This is a genomic window from Parajatrophihabitans canadensis, from assembly GCF_053764775.1.
This window is the reverse complement of sequence record NZ_CM132445.1, coordinates 3,637,368-3,663,804: the sequence shown is the minus strand read 5'-3', so window position 1 is coordinate 3,663,804 and position 26,437 is coordinate 3,637,368. Positions and strand designations below refer to the sequence as shown.

General features: G+C 64.6%; 23 protein-coding genes and 1 pseudogene. 17 read left to right on the top strand and 7 right to left on the bottom strand.

Going from position 1 to position 26,437, the window contains the following annotated elements; genetic code table 11:
- Positions 1-11: 11 nt before the first annotated feature.
- Positions 12-1,913 (bottom strand): carbohydrate binding domain-containing protein, encoded by a 1,902-nt coding sequence (locus ACSMXN_RS17655; RefSeq protein ID WP_196811256.1) that lies wholly within the window; start codon positions 1,911-1,913, stop codon positions 12-14.
- A gap of 309 nt (positions 1,914-2,222) precedes the next feature.
- On the opposite strand from ACSMXN_RS17655, the gene ACSMXN_RS17650 reads away from it, so the two are divergent.
- From ACSMXN_RS17650 to ACSMXN_RS17615, 8 genes are all read left to right on the top strand, one after another.
- On the top strand, positions 2,223-3,215 hold the full coding sequence (locus ACSMXN_RS17650; RefSeq protein ID WP_022913125.1) for a glycosyltransferase family 2 protein: 993 nt from the start codon (positions 2,223-2,225) through the stop codon (positions 3,213-3,215).
- 67 nt (positions 3,216-3,282) lie between these two features.
- The gene (locus ACSMXN_RS17645) at positions 3,283-4,251 is read left to right on the top strand and encodes a lysylphosphatidylglycerol synthase domain-containing protein (RefSeq protein WP_022913124.1); all 969 of its coding nucleotides are present in this window, start codon (positions 3,283-3,285) and stop codon (positions 4,249-4,251) included.
- 80 nt (positions 4,252-4,331) lie between these two features.
- A complete protein-coding gene (locus ACSMXN_RS17640; RefSeq protein ID WP_081649074.1) occupies positions 4,332-6,926 on the top strand; it encodes a SpoIID/LytB domain-containing protein in 2,595 nt (864 codons plus the stop codon).
- Positions 6,927-6,936: 10 nt separating this feature from the next.
- Positions 6,937-8,061 carry a glycosyltransferase family 4 protein gene (locus ACSMXN_RS17635; protein ID WP_022913122.1) on the top strand — a complete coding sequence of 375 codons (1,125 nt, stop codon included), beginning with the start codon at positions 6,937-6,939 and terminating at the stop codon, positions 8,059-8,061.
- Positions 8,062-8,182: 121 nt separating this feature from the next.
- Positions 8,183-9,334: a glycosyltransferase family 4 protein gene (locus ACSMXN_RS17630; protein WP_027139393.1), complete on the top strand. Its 1,152-nt coding sequence runs from the start codon at positions 8,183-8,185 to the stop codon at positions 9,332-9,334.
- Complete coding sequence (locus ACSMXN_RS17625; protein ID WP_022913120.1) at positions 9,331-10,221, top strand: glycosyltransferase family 2 protein; 891 nt, start codon at positions 9,331-9,333, stop codon at positions 10,219-10,221. Before ACSMXN_RS17630 ends, ACSMXN_RS17625 begins: the two co-directional genes overlap by 4 nt.
- Entirely contained in the window at positions 10,218-11,291 is a 1,074-nt protein-coding gene (manB, locus tag ACSMXN_RS17620) for a mannose-1-phosphate guanylyltransferase (RefSeq protein WP_022913119.1), read from the top strand. Before ACSMXN_RS17625 ends, manB begins: the two co-directional genes overlap by 4 nt.
- Before the next feature lie 4 nt (positions 11,292-11,295).
- Positions 11,296-12,225 carry a DNA-3-methyladenine glycosylase gene (locus ACSMXN_RS17615; protein ID WP_022913118.1) on the top strand — a complete coding sequence of 310 codons (930 nt, stop codon included), beginning with the start codon at positions 11,296-11,298 and terminating at the stop codon, positions 12,223-12,225.
- Position 12,226: 1 nt separating this feature from the next.
- Here the strand turns inward: ACSMXN_RS17615 and ACSMXN_RS17610 are convergent, their stop codons facing one another.
- From ACSMXN_RS17610 to ACSMXN_RS17590, 5 genes are all read right to left on the bottom strand, one after another.
- Positions 12,227-13,063, bottom strand: a complete 837-nt coding sequence (locus tag ACSMXN_RS17610; RefSeq protein ID WP_022913117.1) for a serine hydrolase domain-containing protein — start codon at positions 13,061-13,063, stop codon at positions 12,227-12,229.
- The gene (locus ACSMXN_RS17605) at positions 13,060-14,442 is read right to left on the bottom strand and encodes a coenzyme F420-0:L-glutamate ligase (protein ID WP_022913116.1); all 1,383 of its coding nucleotides are present in this window, start codon (positions 14,440-14,442) and stop codon (positions 13,060-13,062) included. The genes ACSMXN_RS17610 and ACSMXN_RS17605 overlap by 4 nt, the downstream gene beginning before the upstream one ends.
- Complete coding sequence (gene cofD, locus ACSMXN_RS17600) at positions 14,439-15,395, bottom strand: 2-phospho-L-lactate transferase (protein ID WP_022913115.1); 957 nt, start codon at positions 15,393-15,395, stop codon at positions 14,439-14,441. Before cofD ends, ACSMXN_RS17605 begins: the two co-directional genes overlap by 4 nt.
- Positions 15,396-15,518: 123 nt before the next feature.
- Positions 15,519-16,271, bottom strand: coding sequence for a GPP34 family phosphoprotein (locus ACSMXN_RS17595; RefSeq protein WP_022913114.1), 753 nt, complete (start codon positions 16,269-16,271; stop codon positions 15,519-15,521).
- A complete protein-coding gene (locus tag ACSMXN_RS17590) occupies positions 16,261-16,563 on the bottom strand; it encodes a DUF4031 domain-containing protein (protein WP_022913113.1) in 303 nt (100 codons plus the stop codon). Before ACSMXN_RS17590 ends, ACSMXN_RS17595 begins: the two co-directional genes overlap by 11 nt.
- Positions 16,564-16,686: 123 nt before the next feature.
- Here ACSMXN_RS17590 and ACSMXN_RS17585 point away from each other — a divergent pair, with 123 nt between their 5' ends.
- Together ACSMXN_RS17585 and ACSMXN_RS17580 are read left to right on the top strand one after the other, a co-directional pair.
- Positions 16,687-19,209: a bifunctional FO biosynthesis protein CofGH gene (locus ACSMXN_RS17585; protein WP_022913112.1), complete on the top strand. Its 2,523-nt coding sequence runs from the start codon at positions 16,687-16,689 to the stop codon at positions 19,207-19,209.
- Between the two features lie 262 nt (positions 19,210-19,471).
- Entirely contained in the window at positions 19,472-19,717 is a 246-nt protein-coding gene (locus ACSMXN_RS17580) for a WhiB family transcriptional regulator (protein WP_455407782.1), read from the top strand.
- Positions 19,718-19,802: 85 nt separating this feature from the next.
- On the opposite strand, the gene ACSMXN_RS17575 is transcribed toward ACSMXN_RS17580, so the two are convergent.
- Positions 19,803-20,201 carry a metallopeptidase family protein gene (locus ACSMXN_RS17575; RefSeq protein WP_455407781.1) on the bottom strand — a complete coding sequence of 133 codons (399 nt, stop codon included), beginning with the start codon at positions 20,199-20,201 and terminating at the stop codon, positions 19,803-19,805.
- Positions 20,202-20,481: 280 nt separating this feature from the next.
- Between ACSMXN_RS17575 and ACSMXN_RS17570 the strand changes: the two genes are divergently transcribed.
- The 7 genes and pseudogenes from ACSMXN_RS17570 to ACSMXN_RS17540 form a co-directional block, all read left to right on the top strand.
- Positions 20,482-20,841, top strand: coding sequence for a DUF3499 domain-containing protein (locus tag ACSMXN_RS17570; protein WP_027139390.1), 360 nt, complete (start codon positions 20,482-20,484; stop codon positions 20,839-20,841).
- Positions 20,842-20,997: 156 nt separating this feature from the next.
- Positions 20,998-22,371 (top strand): phosphomannomutase/phosphoglucomutase, encoded by a 1,374-nt coding sequence (locus ACSMXN_RS17565; protein ID WP_022913108.1) that lies wholly within the window; start codon positions 20,998-21,000, stop codon positions 22,369-22,371.
- A gap of 179 nt (positions 22,372-22,550) precedes the next feature.
- Positions 22,551-22,778, top strand: a complete 228-nt coding sequence (locus tag ACSMXN_RS17560) for a Trm112 family protein (protein WP_022913107.1) — start codon at positions 22,551-22,553, stop codon at positions 22,776-22,778.
- Positions 22,779-22,784: 6 nt separating this feature from the next.
- Positions 22,785-23,927, top strand: coding sequence for an SIS domain-containing protein (locus tag ACSMXN_RS17555; RefSeq protein ID WP_022913106.1), 1,143 nt, complete (start codon positions 22,785-22,787; stop codon positions 23,925-23,927).
- Positions 23,928-23,970: 43 nt separating this feature from the next.
- Positions 23,971-24,951 carry a cation diffusion facilitator family transporter gene (locus ACSMXN_RS17550; RefSeq protein WP_022913105.1) on the top strand — a complete coding sequence of 327 codons (981 nt, stop codon included), beginning with the start codon at positions 23,971-23,973 and terminating at the stop codon, positions 24,949-24,951.
- 29 nt (positions 24,952-24,980) lie between these two features.
- Entirely contained in the window at positions 24,981-26,183 is a 1,203-nt protein-coding gene (manA, locus tag ACSMXN_RS17545; protein WP_027139389.1) for a mannose-6-phosphate isomerase, class I, read from the top strand.
- Positions 26,184-26,238: 55 nt separating this feature from the next.
- A pseudogene (locus tag ACSMXN_RS17540) lies at positions 26,239-26,424 on the top strand (MerR family transcriptional regulator); the annotation flags it as partial.
- Positions 26,425-26,437: the final 13 nt, after the last annotated feature.

The following is a 26,437-nucleotide window of genomic DNA, read 5'->3' as shown; positions in this document are numbered from 1 at the left end:
AGCCGTACTGCTCAGTTGATGCGCAGGTCGGTCGAGTAAGGCAGGCTGCCTTGGCTGGTTCGTGGGTTGCCATTGATCGCCGTCCACAGGCCGTTCCACGCTTGGTTACCACCGAGGCTAGAGCAACTGCGTGCCTGGACGCAGGCGGTGTACTCGGTGAGCGGGCCGCCGAAGTTGACCCGAACGCCCGTCGTGCTCGCCCCGGTCAACGAGATGAATCCCCATTGCTTGGGCATCGTGGTGTTGTAGATCTGCGGAAGGCTGATGATTCGCGTTGGTGCGGCGCCGGAGTTGAGCCAGTACATGTCGCTGGCACGCCAACCGTTGTTGCAGGTGCCGTTCACAGCGGTCCACGAGCACCCGTCTGCCGAGCCATTGAACACGAACTTGGCCGACGTGGCGCCGAGGTAGCCGGAGAGCCAGGCCCGCGACGCTGCGGCGGAGGCGCTGAAGCCGGGCTCGGTGTCGTCCGCACCGGCGATTGTCATTCCCAAGAACTGTTTGGCGTACGCGACGAGCGGATCGACGACCTTGTTCGCCCAGTCGGCTCCGGTTGCCGCCGACACGCTGACGTCATTGTTCGTACCGAACGCGATCAGCACCGGGGCTCCGGGTAGCTGTCTGCTGGCGTAGCCGGCGATGTAGGCCTGCATCGCCGTGACGGTCTGGGCGTAGGTGATGAACTTGCTTGTCGCCGAAAGCAGGACGCCACCACGAGCCTGATCCTGACCGCCGATGTCGATCAATTGCAGGTACGAGTGGTTGGACGGGTTGTTGCTGGCGTCGGTCGCTCCGCGCGCCCGCATGACGGTCGCGTCGCCCGTCGACCCGGTCAGATCCCGAACGTAACGGCTCGTGGAGATGGGTGCGGGACTCGTCTGGGCGGGTGGGCTCACCGGGGACAGCACGATGTTGTCGAGATAGACCTGGCTGTTCACGCCGCCGTAGATCTGGACGCGGATGCCGGTGGTTTTCGCCTTCAGTGGCATGGAGATGATGACCTGTTGCCAGGTTGTGGTCAGGGCGACATGTGCTGAGGCCGCACCGGTGCCACCAAGATTGCCGAACAGGGCGAACGTCGTCACGACGCCCGCGGACGGCACCGATCTGTACCAGAAGCTGGCTTGGTAGATCTGACCGATCCCCGCCGTCACCGGAACGTCCTGATACATCGATCCGCCGGTTGGCGAGGAGACGAAGTCGTTCCAGTAGGTGCCGTTCTGGGCACCGCCGGTAAAGGAGCCGGCGTGCCCGCTCGTCACCTTCCACGTCGGGGTGCCGCCGCCATTTCTGGTGGCCGACTCAAATCCGCCATTCGTCAGCAATTGGTACGTCAGTACGGCGTTGTCGATGAAAAGGTGCGTGCTGACCAAGCCTCCGATCACCTGAAAGCGAATCGCACTGGTCGTCGCGGTGATCGGTAACTGGAGCGTGATTTGCTGCCAGGTCGTGGTGCTTGCAGCGCTTTTGAAGGCATGACCGGTGGCATTCAAGTTGCCATACAGGGCGAAGGTCACCGGTACCGATGTCGCGGTTCCGGACTTTATCCAGATGCTGGCTTGAAAGTACTGGCCGGCACGAGCCGAAACCGGGACGTCTTGGTAGATCGAGCCGTTGCGGACGGTCGGAAAGACGTCCGCAAAGTAGGTGCCATCGACTCCGCCACCGGTATATGCAGCCGAATGTGCGTTGATCGTCTGCCAGCCTGAGGTTGGTCCCGGGCTTACTCCGGCGCCCTCGAAGCTGCCATTGCTCAGGAGATTCGGATCCGCTGAGGCGGCTACGGCTGACGATGGTCGCCCGCTCAGGACGACGCTGATCGCAGCAATCAGCACGGCGATGACCACTGTGGCGCAGCAAACGGACCACCGGGTCCGGCGATGTGCTAGCAAGGCGTCCCTACTCGATGTCATGACCCGCGTCCGCATGGGTCGTGTGTTATGCCGCCCCGTCGGCGCTGACCAGCCCCTTATCGCCAAGCTGCCGGATCGCGCACGCTATGAGTGTGCACTGAAGCCCGGCTAAGAATTCGCCGTGAAATAGCCGAAATCAGCCGCCATAAGGTCCGTATTAAGCTAGCAGGCCGCGCCCGACGGGCGTATGAAGGCCGCTCGGCGAGTCGGCCACGGTATTCTGAACGTCAGAAATCAGCGATATCCAGCTGTCTACCGGCCGAGCCACGACATGGTCGGCCATCGATACTCAGAACGAGGTCATATTCCGTGCGTCTGGTTGTTCAGATTCCGTGCCTGAACGAGGAAGAGACACTGCCGTCCGTCCTGGAATCAATCCCCCGTGAGATCCCGGGCATCGACGAAATCATCGTCCTTGTGATCGATGACGGCTCCACAGATCGCACAGTTGAGGTAGCCAGGGCACACGGTGTGCGTCACTTCGTACGGCATCCGCGCAATCAGGGTCTGGGTCGCTCGTTCCACGACGGGGTTTCGCGCGCGCTCGAATTGGGCGCCGACATCGTCGTCAACACCGACGGTGACAACCAGTATCCGCAGGCACGCATCGCCGACCTGGTGCAGCCCATCCTCAATGGCCAGGCAGACATCGTCATCGCCGACCGACAGGTACATCTCGTCGAACACTTCTCGAGGTTCAAGATCCTCTTGCAGCGATTGGGCAGCAAGATCGTCAACCGCGCCGCCGGCACCGACCTGCCCGATGCCGCGAGTGGATTCCGGGCGTACTCGCGAGACAGCCTCATCCGCTTGAACACGATCACCCGGTTCAGTTACTGCATGGAGACGATAATCCAGGCTGGTAACAAGAGGCTCGCAGCTGTGAGCATTCCTGTCGTCACCAACCCGAAGACCAGAGAGTCGCGGCTGTTCAAGTCAATGCATCAGCACGTTCTGATGTCGGCAGGCGCCATCATTCGGGCCTACATCATGTACAAGCCTTACGTGATCTTCAGTGCCCTGTCGGTAGTGCTCGGTGTGCTCGGTTTGGCTCCGTTCGTGCGATTCGCGATCCTGCAGTTCGACGAGCAGCCCGGCAGTCACTTGCAATCGCTGCTCGTTGGCGCCGTCCTGCTGATCATGTCGTTTCTCAGTGTGATTCTCGGGATAATCTCCGACCTCATCCGTACGAACAGGATTCTTATCGAAGACAATCTCGAGCACTCGAAGCGAATGCGCTTCGGTGTGGGCGACGATGTACCCGAGCCATCGAACGTGATCGGCCTGCAGGCTCGGGGATGACGCGGGTCGCCGTCGTGAGGGCCGGCTCCCAGCGACTGCGCGTGCAGACGCAAGCGAAAGCCGAGCCATGGCGATGAAGAGCGACCTCCCCGGCACGGTGGACGAGTCGACCAACCGCCCGGTGAAATCGTCGCGGCTCCGTGAACTCGCGAGCGGTGTGATCGTCCTGCTTGTGGTCGTAGCCGTAATCGTGACCGTAAGCCGCAACAGAGAGGCGTTTTCCACCAGCCTGCACGAAATCGGGTTCGGCGGTATGGCGTTGAGCCTGGTGTTCGGCGTTGCTGCCGTCGCTGGTACCTATCTGCAATGGCGGGCGGTACTCATCGGCCTTGATGTACATTTCGGCCTGCTCGAAGGCGCGAAGGTGTTCTTCGTCAGCCAACTCGGCAAGTACGTCCCTGGTTCGGTCTGGCCGGTTGTCATGCAGATGGACGCCGGCCGTCGCCGGGGTGCAAACAAAAAGACCATCATCGCGGCGAACCTGATCACGGTGGTTCTGAGCATCGTCGTCGGTGTGACCTTGGCTGGGGCATTGTTGCCGTTCGCCTACCCGGCTGCACTGCAACGATTCTGGTGGGCACTGGCGGCGTTGCCACTGCTTGCTGTGCTCGCTCACCCGAAGGCCATTCCGTTCCTTTTGGATCGGCTATTACGGGTCCTTCATCGGGCTCCGCTCGGTGTTCAGATGACGAATCGGGCGACCGGCCAAGCGATGATGTGGTCCATCGTGACCTGGGTCTTCTTTGGTCTGCACCTCACTGTTCTGGCCGCCGCGGTCGGCGAGCCGAGTGCAGGATTGCTGGCTCTCTGCATCGGCGGTATGGGGCTGGCCGTGTCGGCCGGTGTGCTGTTCCTGCCGTCGCCGGCCGGCGCAGGAATGCGCGAGGTGGTGCTTGGTTACGTGCTCGGCGCGGTGCTTTCAACTGGGCAGGTCCTCGCCGTGGTCGTCGCCTCGCGAGTCTTGTTGATCTTGGTGGACCTCTTGCTTGCGGGCGCGTTCGCCGCGATACGGCGGCCGGCCGCTGCCCGACGGTGACCTAATTGCCGACAATTAGGTCACGGTATGATTGCAACTTGGCTACGGAGAGTCACGCCTGACCGATTCGCGTCGTATCTATGAGTATGAAGCTCGGCACCATCCCCCGCCTCCGCGGTAACCCTGCCCACAAGATCGGTCGAAGGTCGATTCGCTCGCGCGTTGGGGTATTCATCGTCAGCGTCGTACTGCCGGCGGGTCTACTGGTAACCGCGGGTCCAACCCCGGCCGGAGCGGTGGATGTGTACCCGGTGACGACCAGCGGCAGCTGGACGGTCGTCGGGCATGGCAACGGACACGGTCACGGTCTCAGTCAGTACGGCGCTCGCGGAGCCGCCGCGCGAGGCTTGACTGCTGCGCAGATCATCGCCTTTTACTACCAAGGAACGACGATTGCGGCCGTCGGCCAGACGACAGTCCGGGTGCTGCTCGCCGGTTCGGGGACCGAGGTCACTATCGCAGCCGGGCCCGGCATGTATCTGGGTTATCCGGGTGGTTCATTGGGTCTGCCCACGAACCTCGCGGCAGACAAATGGCGCCTGATCCCGTCCGGAGCAGGGCTTGCCTTGCAGTATCACAAGGCCGCCGGCTGGGTGACCCTGCGCACCGGATTGCCGGCTCAGGCTGACTTTCACGTGCCCTACAGCGCGCAGTATTTCTCGCCTTCGGGAGCGAAGTCGTACCGCGGCACCATCGGCGCCGTCCGGTCGGGCAACTCACTGCTGACCATCAACCGAGTCACGTTGGATGCGTACGCCTACGGCGTGGTGGCGGCCGAAATGCCGGCCTCTTGGGCGCCGGCTGCGGTGCAGGCACAGGCGATCGCCGCGCGTAGCTATGCTCAGTACGCCGTCGAACACAACGGGGCGGCCGCTTACGACATCTGTGACACCACTCAATGTCAGGTGTACGGCGGACTCGCCACCGAACAGGTCGCCGCGACCGTAGCGGTGAATGCGACGGCGACCCAGGTCGTGCGCTACGCGGGACAAACCGCCTTCACGCAATACTCCGCCGACGACGGCGGTTGGACCACCAACGGCGGCAAGCCATATCTCGTTGCGAAAGCAGATCCGTACGAGGCCTACGCCGATTCGCCTTGGTACCAATGGACACGGACGGTGACCAAGACTCAGCTCGCTACCGCCTATGGCCTGCGTTCGGTTACTGCACTACGCGTTCTCAGCCGGGACGGAAACGGTGCCTTGGGCGGGCGAATCCTAACTGCCGCGGTAGACGGCGCGGCGACCTCGGGTGCTGCTACCTCGGTCACGACCACCGGCGACGCGCTCGCCAGTGCTCTCGGCCTGCCGCACGCCTGGTTCGCGTTCGAGGTCGCGCCACCGGGCGCTCCCACCTCGGTGAAGACCGCGGTCGCGGACGGGACGGCCACCGTCACGTGGGCGCCGCCGACAGTGGCCGGTACCTCGGCGATCACCGGGTATTCGGTGACTGCCGGCTCCGTCAGGCACGTGCTCGCGGCCAATGCTCGTAGCGACCGTCTGGTGGGCCTGGCAAATGGCGTGCAGTCCGCCGTGGTCGTGCGGGCCATCAACGCGGCAGGGGAAGGCCCAGGCGTCACGGCCACGGTCCAGCCTGTCGCGGCGCCCGGTGCCTACAACGCGGTTCCTGCTGCCTTTCTGGTGAACACCAGTACCTCGAAGCGTGCGCTCACGCCCACGCAGCCCTTCGACTTCAGCCTCGCCGGTCACGCCAACATCCCGCTTACGGCGCAACGGGTCGTCCTCACCGTCTACGTTCTAGCTCCCCAGGTCGCGGGAACGCTCAAGGTGTTCGCCCTGGGAGCGCCGAATCCGGTCACATCATCGTTCCACTATCGGCCTGGTGGCACGAATGTCTTCACCGCGATGGTCAGTCTGCAACCGTCGAAATCGGTGCGATTCGTGCCGAGCGCAGGTTCGATCTATCTCGCGGTGGGTCAAGCCGGCTACATCGGTGCCTCCGGCCAGCGCCTCTCGGCGGTTCCGCCAACGACGCTTATAGATCTGCCGAGCGTCGGGACGGGTATTGGCACAGCTGTCCTGGTACGGGGGCGCGCCGGTGTTCCGGCCACTGCAACCTCTGCCATCGTCCAGGTCACAGCCAGGTCAAGTGCAACCGCACCTGCTGCGATTCGGGTGTTTTCCGCTGGGGCAGTAGTGCCCGGGGGCAGTCACCTCAGCGTGAATCCCGGTCTGCCCGCCGTCACCACCGTGGTGGTTCCGATCGCCGGTAACGGGACCATCCGGATCGCCAGTTCGCTGAGGCTGGTGGGCGCGACTTTGACTGTCGTCGGCTACGGCGAGACCGCGGCCCGCGGCGACCTCGTCGAGATCCAGCAACCAATCCCGATCATCGACTTCGACGGCGTGGGAGGCGCCAGGCGGGTCGTCACTCCGACCGGCACCTGGTTCCAGGCTGCGGGTGGAGCCAGTCCGGTGCCAGCAGCGGCACCAGCAGCGTTCGTGTACGTCACGCTCTCGCCAACCACCAGCGGCGTCCTGCAACTGACCGGAGCGGACTCGGTTCCGATTTCGATCCCGTTCAAGGCCGGTAATCCTGACTCGGTGATGGTGCTGCTCCGCCCCGGGATCCACGGTGGCGTGGTGGCACGGACAACCGCTGGCACGATCACCATCGGCGTCACCGCGGCTGGGTATCTCGCCGCAGGTTAGCCTTGCGGGCATGCGCGTCGGAGTCGTCCTGGAACAGGCGCTGGCTCCGATACCCGGCGGATCAGGCAGATTTAGCATCGAGCTCGCCGCGGGACTGGCGCGTCGCGCCGGGCCCGGTGACGCGGTCACGAGCTGGGTCGCCAGGCACGCGGACGTCTCGCCGGCCAGGGTCGTGGGTGTCGTCGGTCCACGTCGGCTGGCACTTCCCGCCCCGCTGCTCATTCGCTCTTGGGAACGCGGCGGCCCGCCCCGACTGTCCGGCGTCGACGTCATCCAAGCGCCGACTTTGCTCATCCCGCCGAGTCCCAAGCCAGTCGTGGTGTCGATCCATGACGCGGTTCCGTGGACTCATCCGGAGACGCTCTCGGCCCGAGGCGTGCGCTGGCATCGCAAAATGGCGGAGCGAGCGGTACGCCAGGCAGCCGCAATCACCGTGCTGACCCGGACGGTGGCAGCAGAACTCATTCGCTTCCTCCCCGGCTTGGACAGCGATCGCGTCGTGGTGTTGGGAGCAGGCGTCAGCTCAGCGCTGCTGGCCGAGCCCGATCCCGAAACAACGCGGAAAGTCCTCGAGCGCTTGGCGCTTCCGGAGCGCTATCTGCTATCCCTCGCAACAGTCGAGCCCCGCAAGGGGCTCGACGTGCTCATCGCGGCACTGGGGAGGTTGATACCGAATTGCGCCCTCGGCGACGGGCCCCAACTGGTCATCGTCGGCCAACCGGGTTGGGGCGAGGTCGATCTCGAGAGCTTGATGAGTGCGCAAGGGGTCCCACCCGATCGGGTTCGGGTGCTCGGCAAGCTGACCGACAGCGACCTCGCAGTCGTGTTACGCCGCGCGACAGCGTTGGTGATGCCGAGCCGGGCGGAGGGTTTCGGCCTGCCGGTGGCAGAGGCCTTGGCGGTCGGCACGCCCGTCATCTGCAGCGATGCGCCGGCCTTGGTGGAGGTCGCCGCCGACGCCGCGATCGTTGTCCCGCGAGGGGACGAATCAGCTCTGGCAGAGGCCATCGAGGCGGTGTGGACCGATGATCAGCTTCGGGTGCGATTGCGCACCTTTGGGCTGCAGGTCGGACAGCGCTACACCTGGGATGCCGTAGCCGATCGGGCGTGGCAGCTGTATCGGCGGCTCAGCTGAGCTCAACTGTGTCCACTGGGTAGCCGCCGCAGCTGACCGAGCGATCCAAGCCGGACGGGTTAGACTTCCTGCTCGGTCGGAAGCTGGTTTCGCTCAGAGGTGTGGGGACGGAGTTGACGTGGTGCGCGTTCTTCTAGACGCCACCGCGATCCCGGCCGATCGAGGTGGCGTCGGCCGGTACCTCGATGGGCTGATCCCGGCCCTCGCAGCTAGGGCCAGATCGAATTCCGCGCCTGATCTGCATCTGACGGTCGCCTGTCAGGGCCGTGACGCCGAGCTGTACCGACGGACAGGCGCTGCGGTGCTCGTCGCACCTGGCCGGATTGCCGGTCGGGCCCAACGGCTCGCCTGGGAGCAGACTGGCCTGCCAAGGATGGTGAGGGCGCACTCCATCGACGTTGTGCATTCTCCGCACTACACGATGCCGGTCTTGGCCGGTGTCCCGACTGTCGTCACCCTTCACGACGCGACGTTCTTCTCCGATCCAGTGCTGCACACAGCCGTGAAGCGGCGGTTTTTCACGACAGCGACCCGGGTCGCATTGCGCCGTGCTGCAGAGATCATCGTGCCGTCTCGGGCCACCCGCGACGAACTGGTCCGGTTGGTTTCGAAGTCGGCCTCGCGCGCGAACGTGGCGCATCACGGTGTGGATCGCGACACGTTTCACCCGCCTGCTTTGCCGGAGGTCGCCGAGTTGCGGGCCGCTCTGGGGCTGGGCGAGCAGCCATTCATCGCCTTTCTCGGCACGATAGAACCGCGCAAGAACGTGTCGAACCTCATCCGTGGGTGGGTTCGCGCGGCGAACGCGATCAGTTCAAGGCAAGCCAAGCCCGCCCTGGTGCTTGCCGGCGGACCAGGTTGGGACGACACCGTGGCCGCGGCGATTTCCGAGGTGCCGCCTGAGCTGCAACTGATCCGCCCCGGCTATCTGGAGCTGAACAGGCTGCGGGCCTTGCTCGGCGGCGCGTCGGTCGTGGTGTACCCGGCTCTGGGGGAGGGCTTCGGTTTGCCGGTACTCGAAGCCATGGCCTGTGGGGCGGCCACGCTGACTACCCGCCGCTTGGCGTTGCCCGAAGTTGGTGGTGATGCGGTCGAGTACACCGAGGTTGATGCCGCCTCGATCGCCGCAGCGTTGGGCCAGCTGCTGGCTGAGCCGTCCCGACGTGCCGAACTCGCGGCGCGAGCGCTCGTCCGTTCGGCAGAGTTCACTTGGGAGCACGCCGCGGCGATCCACGCCGATGTGTATCAGCGTGCCGCGGGAGGGCAGGAATGACTGCTGAACTCTCGATCGTGGTCGTGACCTACTCGCCCGGCGAAATGCTGGCCAACTTCATCGCCTCGCTCGCGCGCGCGACGACGAGAGAGGTCCGTGTCGTCCTCGCGGACAACGGCTCGGTAGACGGGGCACCCGAGGCGGCCGCTAGCGCCGCTGATTTCGTCGAGTTGTTGCCCACCGGGGGAAACCTCGGCTACGGCAGGGCCGCGAACGCGGGTGTCGCAGTCACCGACACCGAGTGGGTCCTCATCGCCAATCCGGACATCGTGTTCTCGCCAGGTGCCTTGGACACGATGCTGGCTGCGGCAGCGCGCTGGCCACGAGCAGGCACCCTGGGCCCCCTGATCCGCACCCCGCAGGGCTCGGTCTATCCCTCTGCACGCAGTCTGCCGTCGCTTGGTTCCGGCGCCGGGCACGCATTGTTCGGCTGGTGGTGGCCGTCCAACCCCTGGTCGGCAAAGTACCGGCAGGATCGCGCCGAGCCGGTTGAACGAACCGCGGGCTGGCTGTCCGGATCCTGTTTGCTGATCAGGAGGGAGGCTTTCGACTCGGTCGACGGTTTCGATCCCGCCTACTTCATGTACTTCGAAGACGTCGACCTTGGGGACCGGCTGGGCCAGGCTGGCTGGCTGAACGTCTACGTGCCCGAAGCCGAGGTCGTTCATATCGGTTCCCATTCCACCGTGAACCGAGCGGCCGCGATGAATGCCGAGCACCATCGAAGCGCTTTGCACTATCTCAATGGCAAATACTCCGGGGCTCGCTGGCTTCCGGTCCGACTGACGCTTCGGGCGGGCCTGTCAGCGAGACAATTGCTTGCCTCGACGTTCAGTCGAGTCAGCGGCGGGGCCAGGTATCAAAATGAGCGAGGAGCAACACAATGAGCGGTCAGGTCGAGGCGATCGTGCTGGTCGGTGGCAAGGGCACGCGATTACGACCGCTCACCTTGTCAGCACCGAAGCCGATGTTGCCGACGGCCGGCGTGCCGTTCCTCACCCATCTACTGTCCCGGATCAAGGCCGCCGGAGTGGAGCACGTCATTCTGGGCACGAGCTACCAGGCTGAGGTCTTCTCCGACTACTTCGGAAATGGTTCGGCCCTGGGCATCGAACTCGAGTATGTGATCGAGAGCGAACCGCTCGGTACGGGTGGCGCGATCGGTAACGTCCGGCACCTTCTGCGTGGCGACACTGCCCTGATCTTCAACGGCGACGTACTTTCCGGCTGTGATCTGAAGGCATTACTGCACCGGCACGACAGCTATGGCGCCGATGTGACGCTGCACCTGACGAAAGTTGAGGATCCTCGCGCCTTCGGTTGCGTGCCTACTGACGCGGCAGGCACTGTTACAGCCTTCATGGAGAAGGATCCGGATCCGGTTACCGATCAGATCAACGCCGGTACTTACGTGTTCAGCCGCGCGGTCGTCGAGTCCATTCCGACGGGCCGGCCAGTCTCGGTCGAACGAGAGACCTTCCCTGAGTTACTAGCCGCCGGCGGACGAGTCGCCGGCTTTGTGGAGTCGAGCTACTGGCGTGATCTCGGCAAGCCAGCCGATTTCGTGGCCGGATCCGCTGATCTGGTAAGGGGTATCGCACCAAGCGCCATCATGGCCGGTCGTACCGGCGAGTATTTGGTGCTGCCCGGCGCAGAGGTTGCCGACAGCGCGGTGCTGCTCGGCGGCGCGACCGTCGGAGCGGGTTGCATCGTGGGACCGAACGCGATCGTCGACGGGTCGGTGCTCTTCGACGGCGCAAAGGTCGGGGCAGGGACGATGGTGACCTGCAGTGTGGTCGGGGCGTGGGCTTCAATCGGTGCGCAAACGGTGTTGAGCGACGTCGTCGTGGGCGATCGCGCGGTAATCGGTGACCGTGTGGAGTTGCTGGGCGGCGCCAGGGTGTGGCCGGACACGGTCCTTGCCGACGGTTGTTTGCGGTTCTCGGCGGACGACTGAACAGATGCCGGACCAGCCAGTAACCCGCCGACTACGGCTGAATCGCGCGCTGGATCTTCCTAGAACGCTCGGGTTGCTGCGGCGCGGGAGCGGCGATCCCACCATGCGAATCGGTCCGGACGCCCTCTGGCGGGCGTTCCGGACACCCGCAGGCGTCGCAACGCTGGCACTCTCCGTCGACGCTGACCTGCTCCTGGCGCGTGCCTGGGGTCAAGGTGCGCAGTGGTTACTGGATTCCGTACCGCAACTCATCGGCGACAGCGACGACTGGGCCGACCTCGATGTGTCCAAGTCACCGGCGTTGGCCGCGGTGCGCAAGCAATTGCCCGGCCTGCGGCTGTGCCGCACCGGGCTCGTTCTGGACTCATTGATCCCTGCGATCCTCGAGCAGCGGGTCACCGGCGGCGAGGCATGGCGAGCCTGGCGCATGCTGGTTCGTGCCTACGGCGAGCCGGCTCCCGGGCCGTCGTCGCTCAGGCTCTGGGTCGCTCCCGATCCCGCACAGTTGCTGGCCGTGCCCAGCTGGGACTGGCACCGCTACGGTGTGGACGCTCAGCGCTCGCGAACCATCCGTGCTGCGGCGACGGTGGCCAGCAGGCTCGAGGACTGTGCCGAACTTTCTGCCGCCGGCGACTTCGGCGCCGCTGAACGCAGTTTGCGGGTAGTTCCTGGGGTCGGTGAATGGACTGCCGCCGAGACCACCCTGCGGGCGCTGGGGCATCCGGATGCGGTCAGCGTCGGAGATTTCCATCTGAAGAACCGCGTGGGTTTTGCCCTTACCGGAGCAGCACGAACGGATGACGAGACGATGCTGGCCCTGCTCGAACCGTGGCGTGGTCAGCGTGCGCGTGTCGTGCGGCTGATCGAGCTGAGCGGATTGACGCCGCCGAAATACGGACCCCGCTTCAGTCCGAACGATATCCGCGTCATCTGAATCAGCCGAATGCGTCGAGCACGGTGTCTGAAAGCTCCGGCCAGGCGGCGATCGCCCACTCGTCGAAATCCCGATCAGACAGTGCCACCAACGCCAACTGAGCCACCGGATCAACCCAGAACATCGTGCCACTGCGACCGAAATGACCATATGTTCGCGATGAATTGCGATCGGACGTCCAGTGCGGGCTCTTGGCGTCGCGGATCTCGAAGCCGAGTCCCCAGTCGTTGTGCGATTGGCTGCCATAGCCGGGCAGCACACCAGACAGGCCGGGAAACTGGACGGTTGCCAAGTCCTTCAGGGTGCTGTCGTCGAGCAGCCCGGTCGGTCGGAGGAGTTCTGACAGCACCGCGGTCAGATCACCGACGGTGGATACACCGTCTTTTGCGGGGGACCCGTCCAGCTTCGATGAGCGCATTGCCAGCGGGGCGAAGACTGCTTCGTCGAGATAGCGGCCGAACGGCATCTCGGTAGCGGTGGTGAGGAGTTCGCCGATGACATCGAATCCGGCATTGGAGTAGATCCGTCTGGTGCCCGGCGATGCGGCACGCTGGCGTCGCTCCGGGCCTATTCCGGATGCGTGCGAAAGCAGCTGCCGCAGCGTTATGCCGGGCAGCTCAGCTGCGATGCCGTGGTCGAGAATAGGGGCGTCCAGCTCGACGGCGCCCTCTTCCATTGCGATCAGCGTCGCCAGCGCGGCGAGCGGTTTCGTCACTGAGGCGAGCGGGAACGAGTGATCCAGATCGCCGGTCGCGGCGAGTACGCCGACTGGACCGACCACAGCTGCGGCGCAATTCGGCACCGGCCACGATGTGAGTTGGCTCAACTCATCCTTCATCGGGCGATCCGCCGGGCTGCCCGACGGATCAACTCCGGAAGCTCGGCAGCGATGTTGTCCGGAAGTTGGTCGAGTTCGAACCAGCGCAGATCGTCTGACTCGGCGCTCATCACGGCCTTTGCGCCTGGTGGTGTCACGCCGACGAAACGAACATCGAAGTGCCTGGTCGGAATGCCGAGCGAGCAGGTGATCGCGTGCACGTCGAGGTCGATCGGTTCGGGATCGATCTCGATGCCGGGTATGCCGCTCTCTTCCAGTGCCTCGCGTGCTGCCGCAGCCACGAGCGAGACGTCGCTGTCCTCGCAGTGACCGCCGAGCTGCACCCACGCCCCGACTCTCGGATGCAAGGTGAGCAGGACGCGGCGCCGATCGTGATCAAGCAGCACGGTGCTGGCCGTGATGTGTCCGGGAGCGCAGGCTCGTCTGGTGGCGTCCGGCCGGGCGGCGAGGAGTGCGAAGAAGCCCTCGCGCACGGCGGCCTGACCGGTGCCGTCGCCGGCATCGAGGCGCATCGTGTTCAGCGTCGCACGAACATCCGCGTGTAACCCCACGACGCCGTTTGCATCGATCGAATCAGGCGAAGCGGCTGAGCCGGCCGAATCGGCTGAGCTGGCTGAGCCGGCCTGAGCCTGGCCAAGTGCCAGGGCCTCCGAGGTGCCCATTCTGAACAGGTCATCGCCGGAGCCCCTGAGCAGCGCGGACGAACCCTTACCGTCATCGACATAACTCAACCCGCGGACCACAGCGACCGGGACGTCGGACAGTTTGCCCTTCGCGAGGTCGCCGGCGGCTGCAAGCTCGTCTGCGATGGCAACTTCGGTCACCGAGAGCACGTTGCCGTGCTTGTCGGTCGTTCCGCGCTCGTCGATGACCGCGGCGATGCCAGCAACACCGATCGCGACATCAGAAATGCCGTGTCGCCAAGGCCGTCCCATCGAATCGGAGATAACCACGGCAACGTTGCGCCCGACTCGTTCGGCTACACCGTCGCGCAATTGGCGAGCCGAGCGATCAGGGTCGATGGGCAGCAACGCGATCTCGTCGAGACTGACATTCGAGGCGTCCACGCCGGCCGCAGCCATCACCAGACCGTGCCGAGTCTCGGCGATGACGAGCGGGCCGCGACGTGCAACCACGCGCACCGTCTCGTCCCGAATCGCCTGCTGCCGCAGCGACTCGCGTGCGACGGGGTCATCCGTCGGTGTCGTGATCAACCGGCCCTCGACTTTGGAGACGATCTTGGACGTGACGATCAGGATGTCGCCGTCTTCCAACCAGGGTGCGTTTCGTGTTATTTCGCCGACGAGATCATCTCCTGGGCGGATTTCGCCCATACCACTGATCGGCATGATCTCGACTCGAACGGCAGGTGCTTTCACAGGCCGACCATCGCTACCGCATCAGACACCATGTCTGAAGTCTCTGCATCAGTTGACATCAGCAGCGGTCGAGAAAGCACTGGTATCCCTTCAATTTCAGCCGAATCCGCGACGTCGATGAGCCAGCCGTCGAGGATGCCGTCGGCCGCACGCGATCCATAGAACCGTCCGACCCCTTCTGCTGAGGTCTCCACACCGACGACCGGAAGGCAGGCATCAGCCATCCCACGGACGGGTGCGCCACCGATGATCGGCGACAGCCCGACGACCGGCGCGGGCGCATTTCGAATAGCGTCCCTGATTCCGGCAATGTTGAGGATCGTGCTGATCGAAACCACGGGGTTCGACGGGGCAAGTACCAGCAGATCGGCCTCGGCGATGGCCTCGAGAACCCCGGCGGCCGGCTTGGCGTCAGCGAGGCCGATCTGGACGAAACCGAGGGCCGGGATGCCGGCTCGGTATCTGACCCACCATTCCTGAAAGTGGATGGCGCGCCGCTGGCCGTCGATCTCGACGAGCACGTGCGTCTCGCAACGCTCATCGGTCATCGGTAACAGCCGGACTCCCGGCTGCCACCGTTGGCAGAGCGCTGCCGTCACATCGGACAGCGGATACCCCGCGTTGAGCATCTGGGTCCTGACGAGGTGAGTGGCAATGTCCAGGTCGCCTAGACCGAACCAGGTCGGTTCGACGCCGTACTCGGCGAGGGACTCCTTGATGCGCCAGGTCTCGCCCGCCCGTCCCCAGCCGCGATCGGTGTCGATCACCCCGCCGAGGGTGTACATCACGCTGTCCAGATCCGGGCAGATCTGCAAACCATGCATGATCACGTCGTCGCCGGTGTTGATGACGGCGGTGACATCGTCTGCACGGCCGTCGCTAGACGCGAAATGGCGGACGCCCTGCAGAAACTTTGCTCCGCCGACGCCGCCGGCAAAAACGGTTATGCGCACCCCTAAAACCTATGGCATGCCGTGGCGGCCGCGCACCGTGGCCTTAGGCTGCCCGTCAGGCTGGTGCTGAACGCGACCGCATTCGGGTAATCCGAGTGAAATCACGGCGGGTCCGGCGGCGGCTCAGCCGGAGAAGAAGCGCGAGCCGGCTCGTCCCCGCATCGCGACCAGGGCCGCGGACACGACCGCGCGAATCGCGTCTTGATCGGCCACGCACGGGTACCCGGCCGCGGTCAGCAGTCGCTCGGAGGGCAAGAGCGAATCCAACCTGCTGAGCGCAACTTTTGGCCGTGGTCGCTCGCCTGCGGGCCCGGCGCCAGTCGCCAACAGAGCGACTGCAGCGTTCGCGGTGCCAACCTGGACGGCGAAGGCAGCGGAGTTGGTTGTCTGGGCCGAACTCAGCAACCCGGCAACCCCGCCGGTCTGGGTGGCGGTCAGGGCGGGGTAGGCATCGAGGAATCGCGCCCCATTGCGGGTTCGACCGTCCACGGCGCCGCCTGGTCGCACCCACTGCCCCGATTCGATGAGCCGATGGGTCGCAGCATCGAGATCGGCCTGGACGTGGCCGAACCAACGCTTCCAGGGCAGCGCTCCGCGGGTCGCTACGGCACGGTGAACCGAATCCGCGAGCTTGTTTCCGGTCTCACTCGGACCCACCGCGACGGGACGGGCCGCTCCGGCGAGCCGCTCGTCCATGAGGAGTTCGACGAAGAGGGCAGCCCGAATCGCGACGCCGGCGTGCGTCTGGTGACGGATGCGGCCGCTCTCGGTTTCCAGCGTCAGCCGACATACCGTGAGAGCGAGCGACTCGCTTGCTTCGCCGCCGGCTGCATCGTCGGCTGCACCCTCGGCGGTACTGCCCGGGTCAGCAGTCATTGCTGACCTCGCTGAGAACCACACCCGACTCTGCTCGCCTGGACTTCAACAGCGCTCCTACGAACTGGATCTGAACGGTCACCGCCCCCAACCTGATCGCTTCGGGACGCAGGTGCCCCGGCAGGTCGTAATGCCAGCGCCATGGGTGATCCTGAAAGAAGCGTCGAGGCATGCCGAGAGCTTCAGCCATCGAATGCAGTTCGGCGCGATGATCGGCGAGCAGGTGACAAAACTCCGTGTATCGCAGGCCGGCGTCGGGGTAGCTGCGAACGGTGTCTACGTAGCATGTCATCTTGACCAGTCAGCCTACGGCCGATAGCTGAGCTCGGCGAGTAAACGCCAACAGGCGGTACCAAGCGACCCGATGCACCGACCGCGTTATCTTCTCGAATCGGACGGCGCATAGGCTCGAACCGTGACTGTCGAGCAACCCTCCGAGTCCGCCCTCCGTCGCGCACTGCGCCGAGCCAGAGACGGCGCGGCGCTGGATGTCACCGAGTCGTCGGTGCTGATGGCCGCGCGCGGTGACCAACTCAGCGAATTGATGTCGATAGCGGCCAGCGTCCGTGACGCGGGCCTCAGGGCGGCCGGGCGGCCGGGCGTCATCACCTACTCCCGCAAGGTCTTCATTCCGCTGACCAGGTTGTGTCGCGATCGCTGCCATTACTGCACCTTCGCGACGGTGCCCCACAAACTGCCCGCCGCGTACCTCGAGATCGATGAGGTCGTTGCCATCGCCGAACAGGGCGCAGCGCTCGGTTGCAAGGAGGCGTTGTTCACCCTCGGCGACCGACCCGAAGAACGCTGGCCTGCCGCGAAGGAATGGCTGGACGAACGCGGCTACGACTCCACACTGGACTACGTCCGGGCCGCGGCGATTGCGGTGCTGGAGCGAACAGGGCTGCTCCCGCACCTGAATCCGGGCGTGATGAGCTGGACGGAGCTACAACGCCTGAAGCCGGTGGCGCCGAGCATGGGGATGATGCTCGAGACGACGGCCCGTCGCCTGTTCACCGAGCCTGGTGGTCCGCATTTCGGCAGTCCGGACAAGGATCCTGACGTCCGCCTGCGGGTTCTGACCGATGCAGGGCGGCTCAACATTCCGTTTACGACCGGAATTCTGGTCGGCATCGGTGAGACCAGGACCGAGCGAGCCGAGTCACTCTTTGCGATTCGTGCGAGTGCTCGGGAGTTCGGCGCAATCCAGGAGGTGATCGTCCAGAACTTCCGAGCCAAGGACGACACCGCAATGCGCAATGACCCGGATCTGGATCTGGATGAGTATCTCGCCACGCTGGCGGTGTCCCGGTTGGTGTTCGGTCCGAAGCTGCGATTGCAAGCGCCGCCAAATCTGGTTGATCTCACTGATTGCCTGCTGCTGCTCGATGCCGGCGTCGACGACTTCGGCGGCATCTCGCCGTTGACTCCCGACCACGTCAATCCCGAGCGGCCCTGGCCTGAGCTGGACAAGTTGAGCCAACTGCTGGCCGATCGCGGGTTGTCGTTGTCCGAGCGCCTGACCGCGCACCCGTCCTACGTACTGGACGAGACGCCGTGGTTGGACCCGCGCGTGGTGCCGCACGTCCGCGCACTCATCGACCCGGTCTCCGGACTGGCTGGGATTCGAGCGGACGGTTCAGTGCTCTGCCCGACCGGGCTGCCCTGGCAGGAGCCGGACGCCGAGTGGGGCTCCTCGGGCCGCACCGATCTGCACACGTCGGTGGACACCGAAGGCAGGACCGACGACCGCCGAAGTGACTTCGACGAGGTCTACGGCGACTGGTCTGCCCTGCGCGACAAGGTGTTCTCACCGGGCCAGACAGCGCTCGATTCCGACGTCGCCGCCGCGCTGCGGGCAGCTGAGCGCGATCCCGCAGGCTTGACCGATGACCAGGCGCTCACGTTGATGCAGGCTGACGGCGCCGGGCTCGACGCGGTAGCAGCATTGGCCGATCAGCTGCGCAAGGACGCCGTGGGCGACACAGTCACCTACGTGGTCAACCGGAACATCAACTTCACCAACGTTTGCTACACCGGTTGCCGATTCTGCGCCTTTGCCCAACGTGCCACCGATGCCGATGCTTACACCCTTTCCACCGATGAGATCGAGCAGCGGGTCCGCGAAGCAGCCGCCGACGGAGCGACTGAGATCTGCATGCAGGGCGGGATCGATCCCAAACTGCCCGCCACCGCCTACTTCGACCTTGCCCGCGCCGTGAAACGGGCCGTGCCGGCGATCCACTTGCACGCCTTCTCTCCGATGGAAATCGTCAACGGCGCGTCGCGCGCAAACATGTCGATCGAGGAATTCCTCATCGCCGCGAAAGAAGCGGGCGTCGATTCGCTGCCAGGTACCGCCGCAGAGATTCTCGACGACGAGGTCCGCTGGGTGCTGACCAAGGGCAAGCTCCCAACGTCGGCGTGGATAGACGTCATCACAACGGCACACCGGGTCGGCATCCCGACCACGAGCACCATGATGTTCGGTCATGTCGATCATCCGCGGCACTGGGTTGCCCACCTGCGGCTGTTAGGGCGGCTTCAGGACGAGACCGGGGGCTTCACGGAGTTCGTGCCGCTGCCGTTCATACACAATCAGTCGCCGATCTACCTCGCAGGGTTGGCTCGGGCCGGCGCCGCGCAGCGCGAGATCAAGGCAGTCCACGCCATGGCTCGCATCATGCTGCACGGCAAGATAGCCAACATCCAGACCAGCTGGGTGAAACTCGGCGAGGACGGCGCGATCGACATGTTGCGCAGCGGGGTCAACGATCTCGGCGGCACTTTGATGGAAGAGACGATCTCTCGGATGGCCGGATCGGAATACGGCTCGCGCCGCTCGATCGAAGAGCTTGAAGCTCTGGCTGCCCGAGCTGGCCGCCCAGCTCGCCAGCGGACCACCCTTTACGCACCGATCTCGGGTGTTCTCAAGTCTTAGTAAAGTTCCGTTCCGTGAAACTAGATTCGAGGAATTTAAAATATTCCTCGAATACCAGGCTTCGGCTTGACTAATGGGTAACGACACGGGTGTAATTCAAGGTGTGTTCTTCACTGAACGCCAACCACACGCAAGATGGCTCGCAACTGGGCCCGTAACAGCGCAGTACCGAACACCGAACTACCGAAGCTGATCCACCCGTTATCAACCGCCGTAGGAGATCACCGTGACGGACCTTCCCGTACACCTCGCCGAAGCGGACCTGCCTGACATCTTCGGCTTGCCCGACGAGCAGAGCTGGCAGGAGCGGGCGCTCTGCGCCCAAACCGATCCCGAGGCGTTCTTCCCTGAAAAGGGCGGCTCGACTCGCGAAGCCAAGAAGATCTGTGTCGGCTGCGAGGTCCGAGGCGAGTGCCTCGAGTACGCCTTGCAGCACGATGAGCGATTCGGTATCTGGGGCGGCCTCAGCGAGCGGGAACGCCGACGCGTCAAGCGTCGTGCCGTCTGAACAAAGGCACGCTGAGCCAAGTCAGCCTGGGCCAAGTCACACTGACCCAAGTCGCGCTGACTTAAAGCAGCACAGGCACGGATCGCTATTCGGCGAGTGGGTCGATCTCGTCCGGCGAGGTCCCCAGCAGGCGAGCGACCTGCTCGACCACCACGTCGTGTATCAGGTCTGCGAGATCCTCCGGGCGTAGTGCTCGGCTCTCCAATGGCCGGCGGTAGATCACAATCACCGGTCCGGGAATCGGCGCCAGGCCGTTGCGATAGAGCCGAGACAGCGGCACCGCCTTGTCGTCGAGAACGTCCGAGTCATAGTTGAAGTCCGAAACACCGTGGTGAGTAACCGGGGGAACATCTTCGACGGCGAACTCGATCTGCGAGAGCTTGTCTCCGATGTGCGGCTGCAAGTGGTCAACAGCGCTGAGCACCATCGCATCGAACGTGTCCGACCGGCTCTGGGCGATCGGCAGGCCGCTCGGCGCGAGCATTCCGCGTAGTCCGCGGCCACGTCGGTCACGGCGACCGCGGTCGTGATAGCGGCGGTCGGCGTGCGATTCCGATGGCTGCCCGGTCGATGCGTTGCCCGGGTTGGTGCTCATGATGGGTGAGAGCCTAGTCCTGATCAAGCAGGGAACCCGCGCTACCGAGGTTGCCTGACCAGTCAGCTCAGCCAGCACAGCCAGCTCAGCCAGCTCAGCCACGACACGCTGCGTTGGTCGCGCCACAGCTAGCAGGTAAAACATCGTCGGCAGACTAGTGTCGGACGACGTGAGGCATGTCCGTCGGTGCACCCGGCCAGGTTGCGTACAAGGCGCTGTGGCGACATTGACGTACATCTACGGTGAATCCACTGCGGTTGTCGGCCCGTTGGCGGCGTTCGCTGAGCCGCATTCGTACGACCTCTGTGAAGAGCACGCCGTCAGATTGACCGTTCCACGCGGGTGGGAAGTTGTCAGGCACGCCGGCGAGTTTCCATCACCGCTTCCGCACGGTGATGACCTCGAGGCACTTGCCGACGCCGTCCGTGAAGCCGCTCGAGTCGACGTACGGCCCGCAGAGCCCGATCGGGATGGCACCAGCTCGCTGGGCCGACGCGGCCACCTACGCGTCGTGCCGCCCTCCGTCTAGCACTTGCTGCCGTAGGCATTATTTCGTCCCGGCCCGTCCGGTGCGCGGCGCCTCGGTAGGATCGTCTCACCGATCCGATCCCCACCGCCCGATCCCACCACCCGATCTAACGAGCCCGTTTCCACCAAACCGACAACCGTTGGAGTCGTCAGAGCCATGCCCGACCTGTCCAAGATCGTCAAGGCCTATGACGTGCGGGGGACAGTCCCCGATCAGCTCAACACCGACGTAGCGCGCGCGTTGGGCGCAGCCGTCATCACCGTCACCGGCGCGACGAAACTCGCGGCCGGCCATGACATGCGCGAATCGGGGCCCGAACTGCTGGCGGCTTTCGCAGCGGGTGCGACCAGCCAGGGCGCCGACGTGGTCAACATCGGACTCGCCTCGACGGACCTGCTCTACTTCGCGTCCGGGCAGCTCGACCTGCCGGGCGCAATGTTCACGGCCAGCCACAACCCGGCCCGGTACAACGGCATCAAGCTATGTCGTGCCGGAGCCCAGCCGATCGGTCAGGATTCCGGCTTGGTCGATATCCGCAAGATCGCCCAGGGCTATCTCGACGACGGCCTGCCCGCCGACGCCCAGCAGATCGGCGTTGTCAGCGAGACCAACCTGCTCGGCGAGTACGCCGGCTATCTGCGTGGTCTCGTGGACCTATCGGCGTCCAGACCGTTGAAGGTCGTCGTCGACGCGGGCAACGGGATGGGTGGGTACACCGTGCCCGCCGTGCTCGGTGACCAGCTCCTGCCTGGCCTGCCGCTGGAGATCGTCCCGCTCTACTTCGAACTCGACGGCAACTTTCCGAATCACGAGGCGAATCCGCTGGAACCGGCAAACCTCGTCGATCTTCAGAAGGCCGTCATAGCGGAACAGGCCGATATCGGCCTCGCCTTCGACGGTGACGCCGACCGGTGTTTCTTCATCGACGCAAACGGCGATGCTGTCTCGCCGAGCGCGGTGACCGCATTGGTTGCCGTTCGCGAGTTGGCCAAAGCCCCGGGTTCGGCCGTGATCTACAACTTGATCACGTCCAGCGCCGTGCCTGAGGTGATCCGTGAGCATGGTGGCCGTCCGATTCGGACCAGGGTCGGCCACTCGTTCATCAAAGCCGAAATGGCGGCCACGGATGCTGTCTTTGGCGGTGAGCACTCCGCGCATTATTACTTCCGCAATTTCTGGCGCGCCGACACCGGCATGCTTGCGGCGATGCACGTCCTCGCGGCGCTCGGCGAGCAGCCCGGTTCGTTGGCAGAGCTTACGGCCGGTTACTCCCGGTACAGCGATTCAGGCGAGATCAACTCCGAAGTAGTCGATCAGGCGGGGCGCATCGAGGCCATCTCGCAGTACTACCGGGCCAAGGGGGCATCCTTCGATCACCTCGACGGCCTGACCATCACGTTGCCCGATGGCAATTGGCTCAACGTGCGGGCCTCGAACACGGAGCCGTTACTGCGACTCAACGTCGAGGCTGGTAGTACCGCAGAAATGCAGTCCATCAGAGACGAGGCGCTATCCGTTATCCGCGCTTGAGATGCCCGCTCGGCATGCCCGCGTGACATGCCGCCAAGCGACCCGCAACCCCGTGCACTATGAACGAGACCACGATAGGGAGCGACGATGAGGCCATGCGCGAGTAGCCCCCAGACACACCTGCCGCCACTCGGGCCGCCTGAGTACTGGGCGCCTGATCAGAATGGGAATGGCGCGTCATGACGATCTCAACTGCGCTGCTGGCAATCCTTGCCTGCCCCAGCGCCGACCACGCGCCGCTGCGACTGGAGACGCACGGGACCGCCGACGAGGAGCTGGTGTGCACCGTGTGTCAGACGCGCTATCCGGTCCGAGACGGTATCCCAGTGCTGCTCGCCGACGATGCCACCCCCGGGCCGAATGGAATCGGCGTACCTGCCGTACCGGTTGCGCCCGAGGCGGGCTGATCCGCCATGACGGCGTTCTCGCCTGAGGTTTTGGACGATCCGGAAGCGCTTATCAACGCAGACCGATCCGGTCTGCTCCGAGCGCTGGCCACCTCCGGTGCCCAAGTGCGACGGGCGACTGCCACGGTGCAGGACTTCGGCGTCGCGGTGCTGGCAAATGGGAGTACCCCTCGCGCGGTCCTCGTAGCTCCGGATGCCAACGCGCCATATCTGTCCAACCTGCTGACGGCACTCGGGGCGCAACAGGCCCCGGTCATCGACTGGCGAGAGCCGGTTTTGCCACGCTGGGCCGGGCCCGCAGACGCCTTGCTCGTGGTGTCCGCAGACGGCCGCCATCCTCGGTTGGCCGAACTGGTCGAACAGGCCGATCGTCGGGGCCTCGTGCTAGCTGTTGCGGCGCCTGCGGCGTCGCCGGTAGCAGCGGCCGCCCATCGGCACCCCATCGCCGACGTCGGTTACCTCAGCGGAGTGCCCTCTCGGGCGGTGTGGTGGGCTCTGGCTACTCCGGCGCTTCAAGCCATCAGCGCACTCGGTCTCGCCGACCTCACGGCAGCGTTCGAGCCCCTCGCCGACGCGTTGGACGAGGTCGCGGAGGCCAACCGGCCGGACTCTCCGTCGTTCACCGGGCCGTCCAAGGCATTGGCCATCGATCTGGCCGAAGCCGTACCGGTGATCGCTGGTGCCGGAGTCGGCGCCACAGTAGCGGCCAGAAGGGTCGCTGCCGCCATCCAACTGATCGGTGGTTCCACCGCCATGGCAGCCTCGCTGCCCGACGATGTGGCGCGAGTCGGCTCACTTCTCGAATTCGCCGCTGCTGGAACGGACTTCTTCGCTGACCGGGTGACGGAGTCCACTGTGCTGCCGCGCCTGGTTCTGATCGGTGACGAGGAACCTTTCTGGCCTGGTGCATCCGATGATCAGGCCTCGCGAGACGCCCTGGGCGACGAGGCGGGCCGGCGGGCCGGGTCGGCGTTGGCAGAACTCGCCTCCAGTCGAGGGATCGGCTGTTCCCGAATCGAGGTCCCGCAAGGGTCACCTCTGATGCGATTTGCGGTCGCCGCTGCCGTCGGCGATTTCGCCGCAAGTTATTTGGCGTTGGGCCGCGGCATAGATCCGTCCGCTCCGAGACTTGGGGAGTTACCGCATTGAGCTGGCAGCCTGAGATGATCCGTCTGCAGCGCGGGGGGCGAGGGTGAGCGCCTCCGGCGGCAACCGGGCAGTAATCGCTGCACTCGGGGCGAATCTCGGCATCGCCCTCATCAAGTTCATCGCCTTCTTGTTGACCAGTTCGTCGTCGATGCTCGCCGAAGGGGTTCACTCGCTGGTGGATTCGGGTAACCAGGGGTTGCTCTTGGTGGGTGCACAGCGTTCCAAGCAAACCGCGACACCAGAACACCCTTTTGGCTACGGGCGCAATCGCTATGTCTATGGATTCCTCGTCGCGCTCTGTCTGTTCTCCGTTGGTGGGCTCTTCGCGCTGTACGAGGGCATCGAGAAGATCACGCATCCGCATCACATCGACAGCCCGGGTATCGCGATCGGCGTGCTTGTCATCGCAGTCGGGCTCGAAAGCTTCTCGTTTCGGACCGCGATTCACGAATCACGTGAATTCAAGGGCACATCATCATGGTTCCAGTTCATTCGGCACGCGAAGATGCCAGAGCTCCCAGTCGTATTGCTGGAGGATTTCGCCGCCTTGATCGGCCTTGCGCTTGCTCTCTTCGGCGTCGGCATGAGCGCAATAACCGGCAACGGCATCTGGGACGGCATCGGCACCACCGGCATCGGCGTCCTGCTGATCGCGGTTGCGGTGATTCTGGTGATCGAGACGAAGAGCCTGCTGCTGGGTGAGGCCGCGAGCCCGCAGGTCAACGAGCGAATCGCAGAATCCCTTGTCGGCGGGGGAATCCTACGGGTGATCCACCTCCGTACGATGCATCTAGGTCCGGATGAACTGCTGGTCGGTGCCAAGGTGTCGATCGACGCCCAAGCAACCCTGACCGAGGTCGCGGGCATGATCGATGCAGCTGAGGCGAGGGTGCGAACAGCCGAACCCGCGGCTCGGGTCATTTATATCGAGCCAGACCTCGATCGCGGTGAATCCGAGCCTGCGGCCCTCGGCGATGTTGCCCATCATGGGGTCGTGTCCGTTGATCCGAGCGAGCGAACGTGAACGCTCAAGCGACCGACACGCGACCGCGGATCCTTCGACTCATCAACGAGGTTCGCGATTACGCGTGGGGTTCTCCGACCGCGATCCCGGAGCTACTGGGCGTACCGCCTACCGGGGAGCCCGTCGCGGAGCTGTGGATGGGCGCTCATCCGGACGAGCCGTCGCGTTGGGCGGATGACCCCGCTCACCCGGGCCTCGACGAGCTCATTGCCTCAGATCCTCAGCGCTTCCTGGGATCCGCCGTGTTGTCCCGGTTCGGTCCCCAGTTGCCTTTCCTTCTGAAAGTTCTCGCGCCGGACAAATGCCTTTCGCTGCAGGTTCATCCGAACGCAGAGCAGGCCCAGGCCGGATACGCAGATGAGGAGCGGCGTGGAGTTCCGCGATCGGCGCCCGAGAGAAACTATGCCGATCCAAATCACAAGCCCGAACTGCTCTGTGCCCTGACTGCAGTCGACGCTTTGTGCGGCTTCCGTCCCATCTCCGAGACCGTCCGACTCTTCGACGCCTTGATCGCGGTCGGCGTGATCGAACTTGCGGCCTACCGAGATCTGCTGGCGGCCGAGGACGGTCTCCGGGCGACGTTCACCACCATGTTGACGCTCCCACCGGAGCCTCGGCGCGCCTTGCTCAATTGCGTTGTCGCCGGTTGCAAGAAGCTCGACGCCGATGGTGGTGAATGGGCCTCGGCGGCACACGCGTCTTTACTCGCCGCGCATGACTTTCCGGGGGATATCGGCGCGGTGCTCGCGTTGCTGCTGAACCATGTCTCTCTCGCGCCTGGGCAGGCCATCTATCTCGGCGCCGGCAACGTGCACGCCTACCTGCGGGGGGTAGGGGTAGAGATTCTCGCCAACAGCGACAACGTCTTGCGATGCGGCTTGACGCCCAAACACATTGATGTCCCTGAATTGCTCAGGATCGCCGATTTCACGCCGCTCAGCGAACCGTATTGGCAGCCTCGCGAGGTCGATCGGCACACTCGCCTGTTCGAGGTACCGGTTCCTGACTTCCGCCTGCGGCTACTCACACTTGACGGCGGCGCAGACAGCGTCGAGGTCGAGCTCGACGGCCCCGCCATCCTCCTCAACACGAGCGGCGCAATGACGGCCGCAGTTGGCGATGAGGTCGTCGACCTTCGCCGTGGCGCATCGATCTTCGTGACCGCGGGCGACGACACCGTCGTTCGGGTGAGCGGTGCGGGCACCGCATTCATGGCAACCGCCGGATTGTGAACCCGAGCGCGTGGCGGACTAGAAATCTGACACACTTCTGGTAGGGTTTGCTTCGATGAAGCCACTGACGATGCAGCAGGCGTCCGAAGCGACCGGGTGGTCGCAGCGGATGCTTCGTTACATCGAGCAGGTCGGTTTGGTCGCAACACAGCGAACGGCGGGCGGCCACCGGCTTTACGGTCCCCGTCAAATCGACCGGCTCCGCAGCCTGCGAACGTTGATCGACGAGCACGACATCGGCCTCACCGATGTGG

Coding starts and splice junctions, on each gene's coding strand:
- manB (WP_022913119.1), top strand. CDS start 10,218: ATGAGCGGTCAGGTCGAGGCGATCGTGCTGGTCGGTGGCAAGGGCACG.
- ACSMXN_RS17610 (WP_022913117.1), bottom strand. CDS start 13,063: ATGAAGGATGAGTTGAGCCAACTCACATCGTGGCCGGTGCCGAATTGC.
- ACSMXN_RS17595 (WP_022913114.1), bottom strand. CDS start 16,271: ATGACTGCTGACCCGGGCAGTACCGCCGAGGGTGCAGCCGACGATGCA.
- ACSMXN_RS17565 (WP_022913108.1), top strand. CDS start 20,998: ATGCCCGACCTGTCCAAGATCGTCAAGGCCTATGACGTGCGGGGGACA.
- ACSMXN_RS17655 (WP_196811256.1), bottom strand. CDS start 1,913: ATGACATCGAGTAGGGACGCCTTGCTAGCACATCGCCGGACCCGGTGG.
- ACSMXN_RS17555 (WP_022913106.1), top strand. CDS start 22,785: ATGACGGCGTTCTCGCCTGAGGTTTTGGACGATCCGGAAGCGCTTATC.
- ACSMXN_RS17625 (WP_022913120.1), top strand. CDS start 9,331: ATGACTGCTGAACTCTCGATCGTGGTCGTGACCTACTCGCCCGGCGAA.
- ACSMXN_RS17560 (WP_022913107.1), top strand. CDS start 22,551: ATGACGATCTCAACTGCGCTGCTGGCAATCCTTGCCTGCCCCAGCGCC.
- ACSMXN_RS17615 (WP_022913118.1), top strand. CDS start 11,296: ATGCCGGACCAGCCAGTAACCCGCCGACTACGGCTGAATCGCGCGCTG.
- ACSMXN_RS17575 (WP_455407781.1), bottom strand. CDS start 20,201: ATGCTCGCGCCGAGCGGCCTGCCGATCGCCCAGAGCCGGTCGGACACG.
- ACSMXN_RS17590 (WP_022913113.1), bottom strand. CDS start 16,563: ATGACATGCTACGTAGACACCGTTCGCAGCTACCCCGACGCCGGCCTG.
- ACSMXN_RS17640 (WP_081649074.1), top strand. CDS start 4,332: ATGAGTATGAAGCTCGGCACCATCCCCCGCCTCCGCGGTAACCCTGCC.
- ACSMXN_RS17635 (WP_022913122.1), top strand. CDS start 6,937: ATGCGCGTCGGAGTCGTCCTGGAACAGGCGCTGGCTCCGATACCCGGC.
- ACSMXN_RS17645 (WP_022913124.1), top strand. CDS start 3,283: ATGGCGATGAAGAGCGACCTCCCCGGCACGGTGGACGAGTCGACCAAC.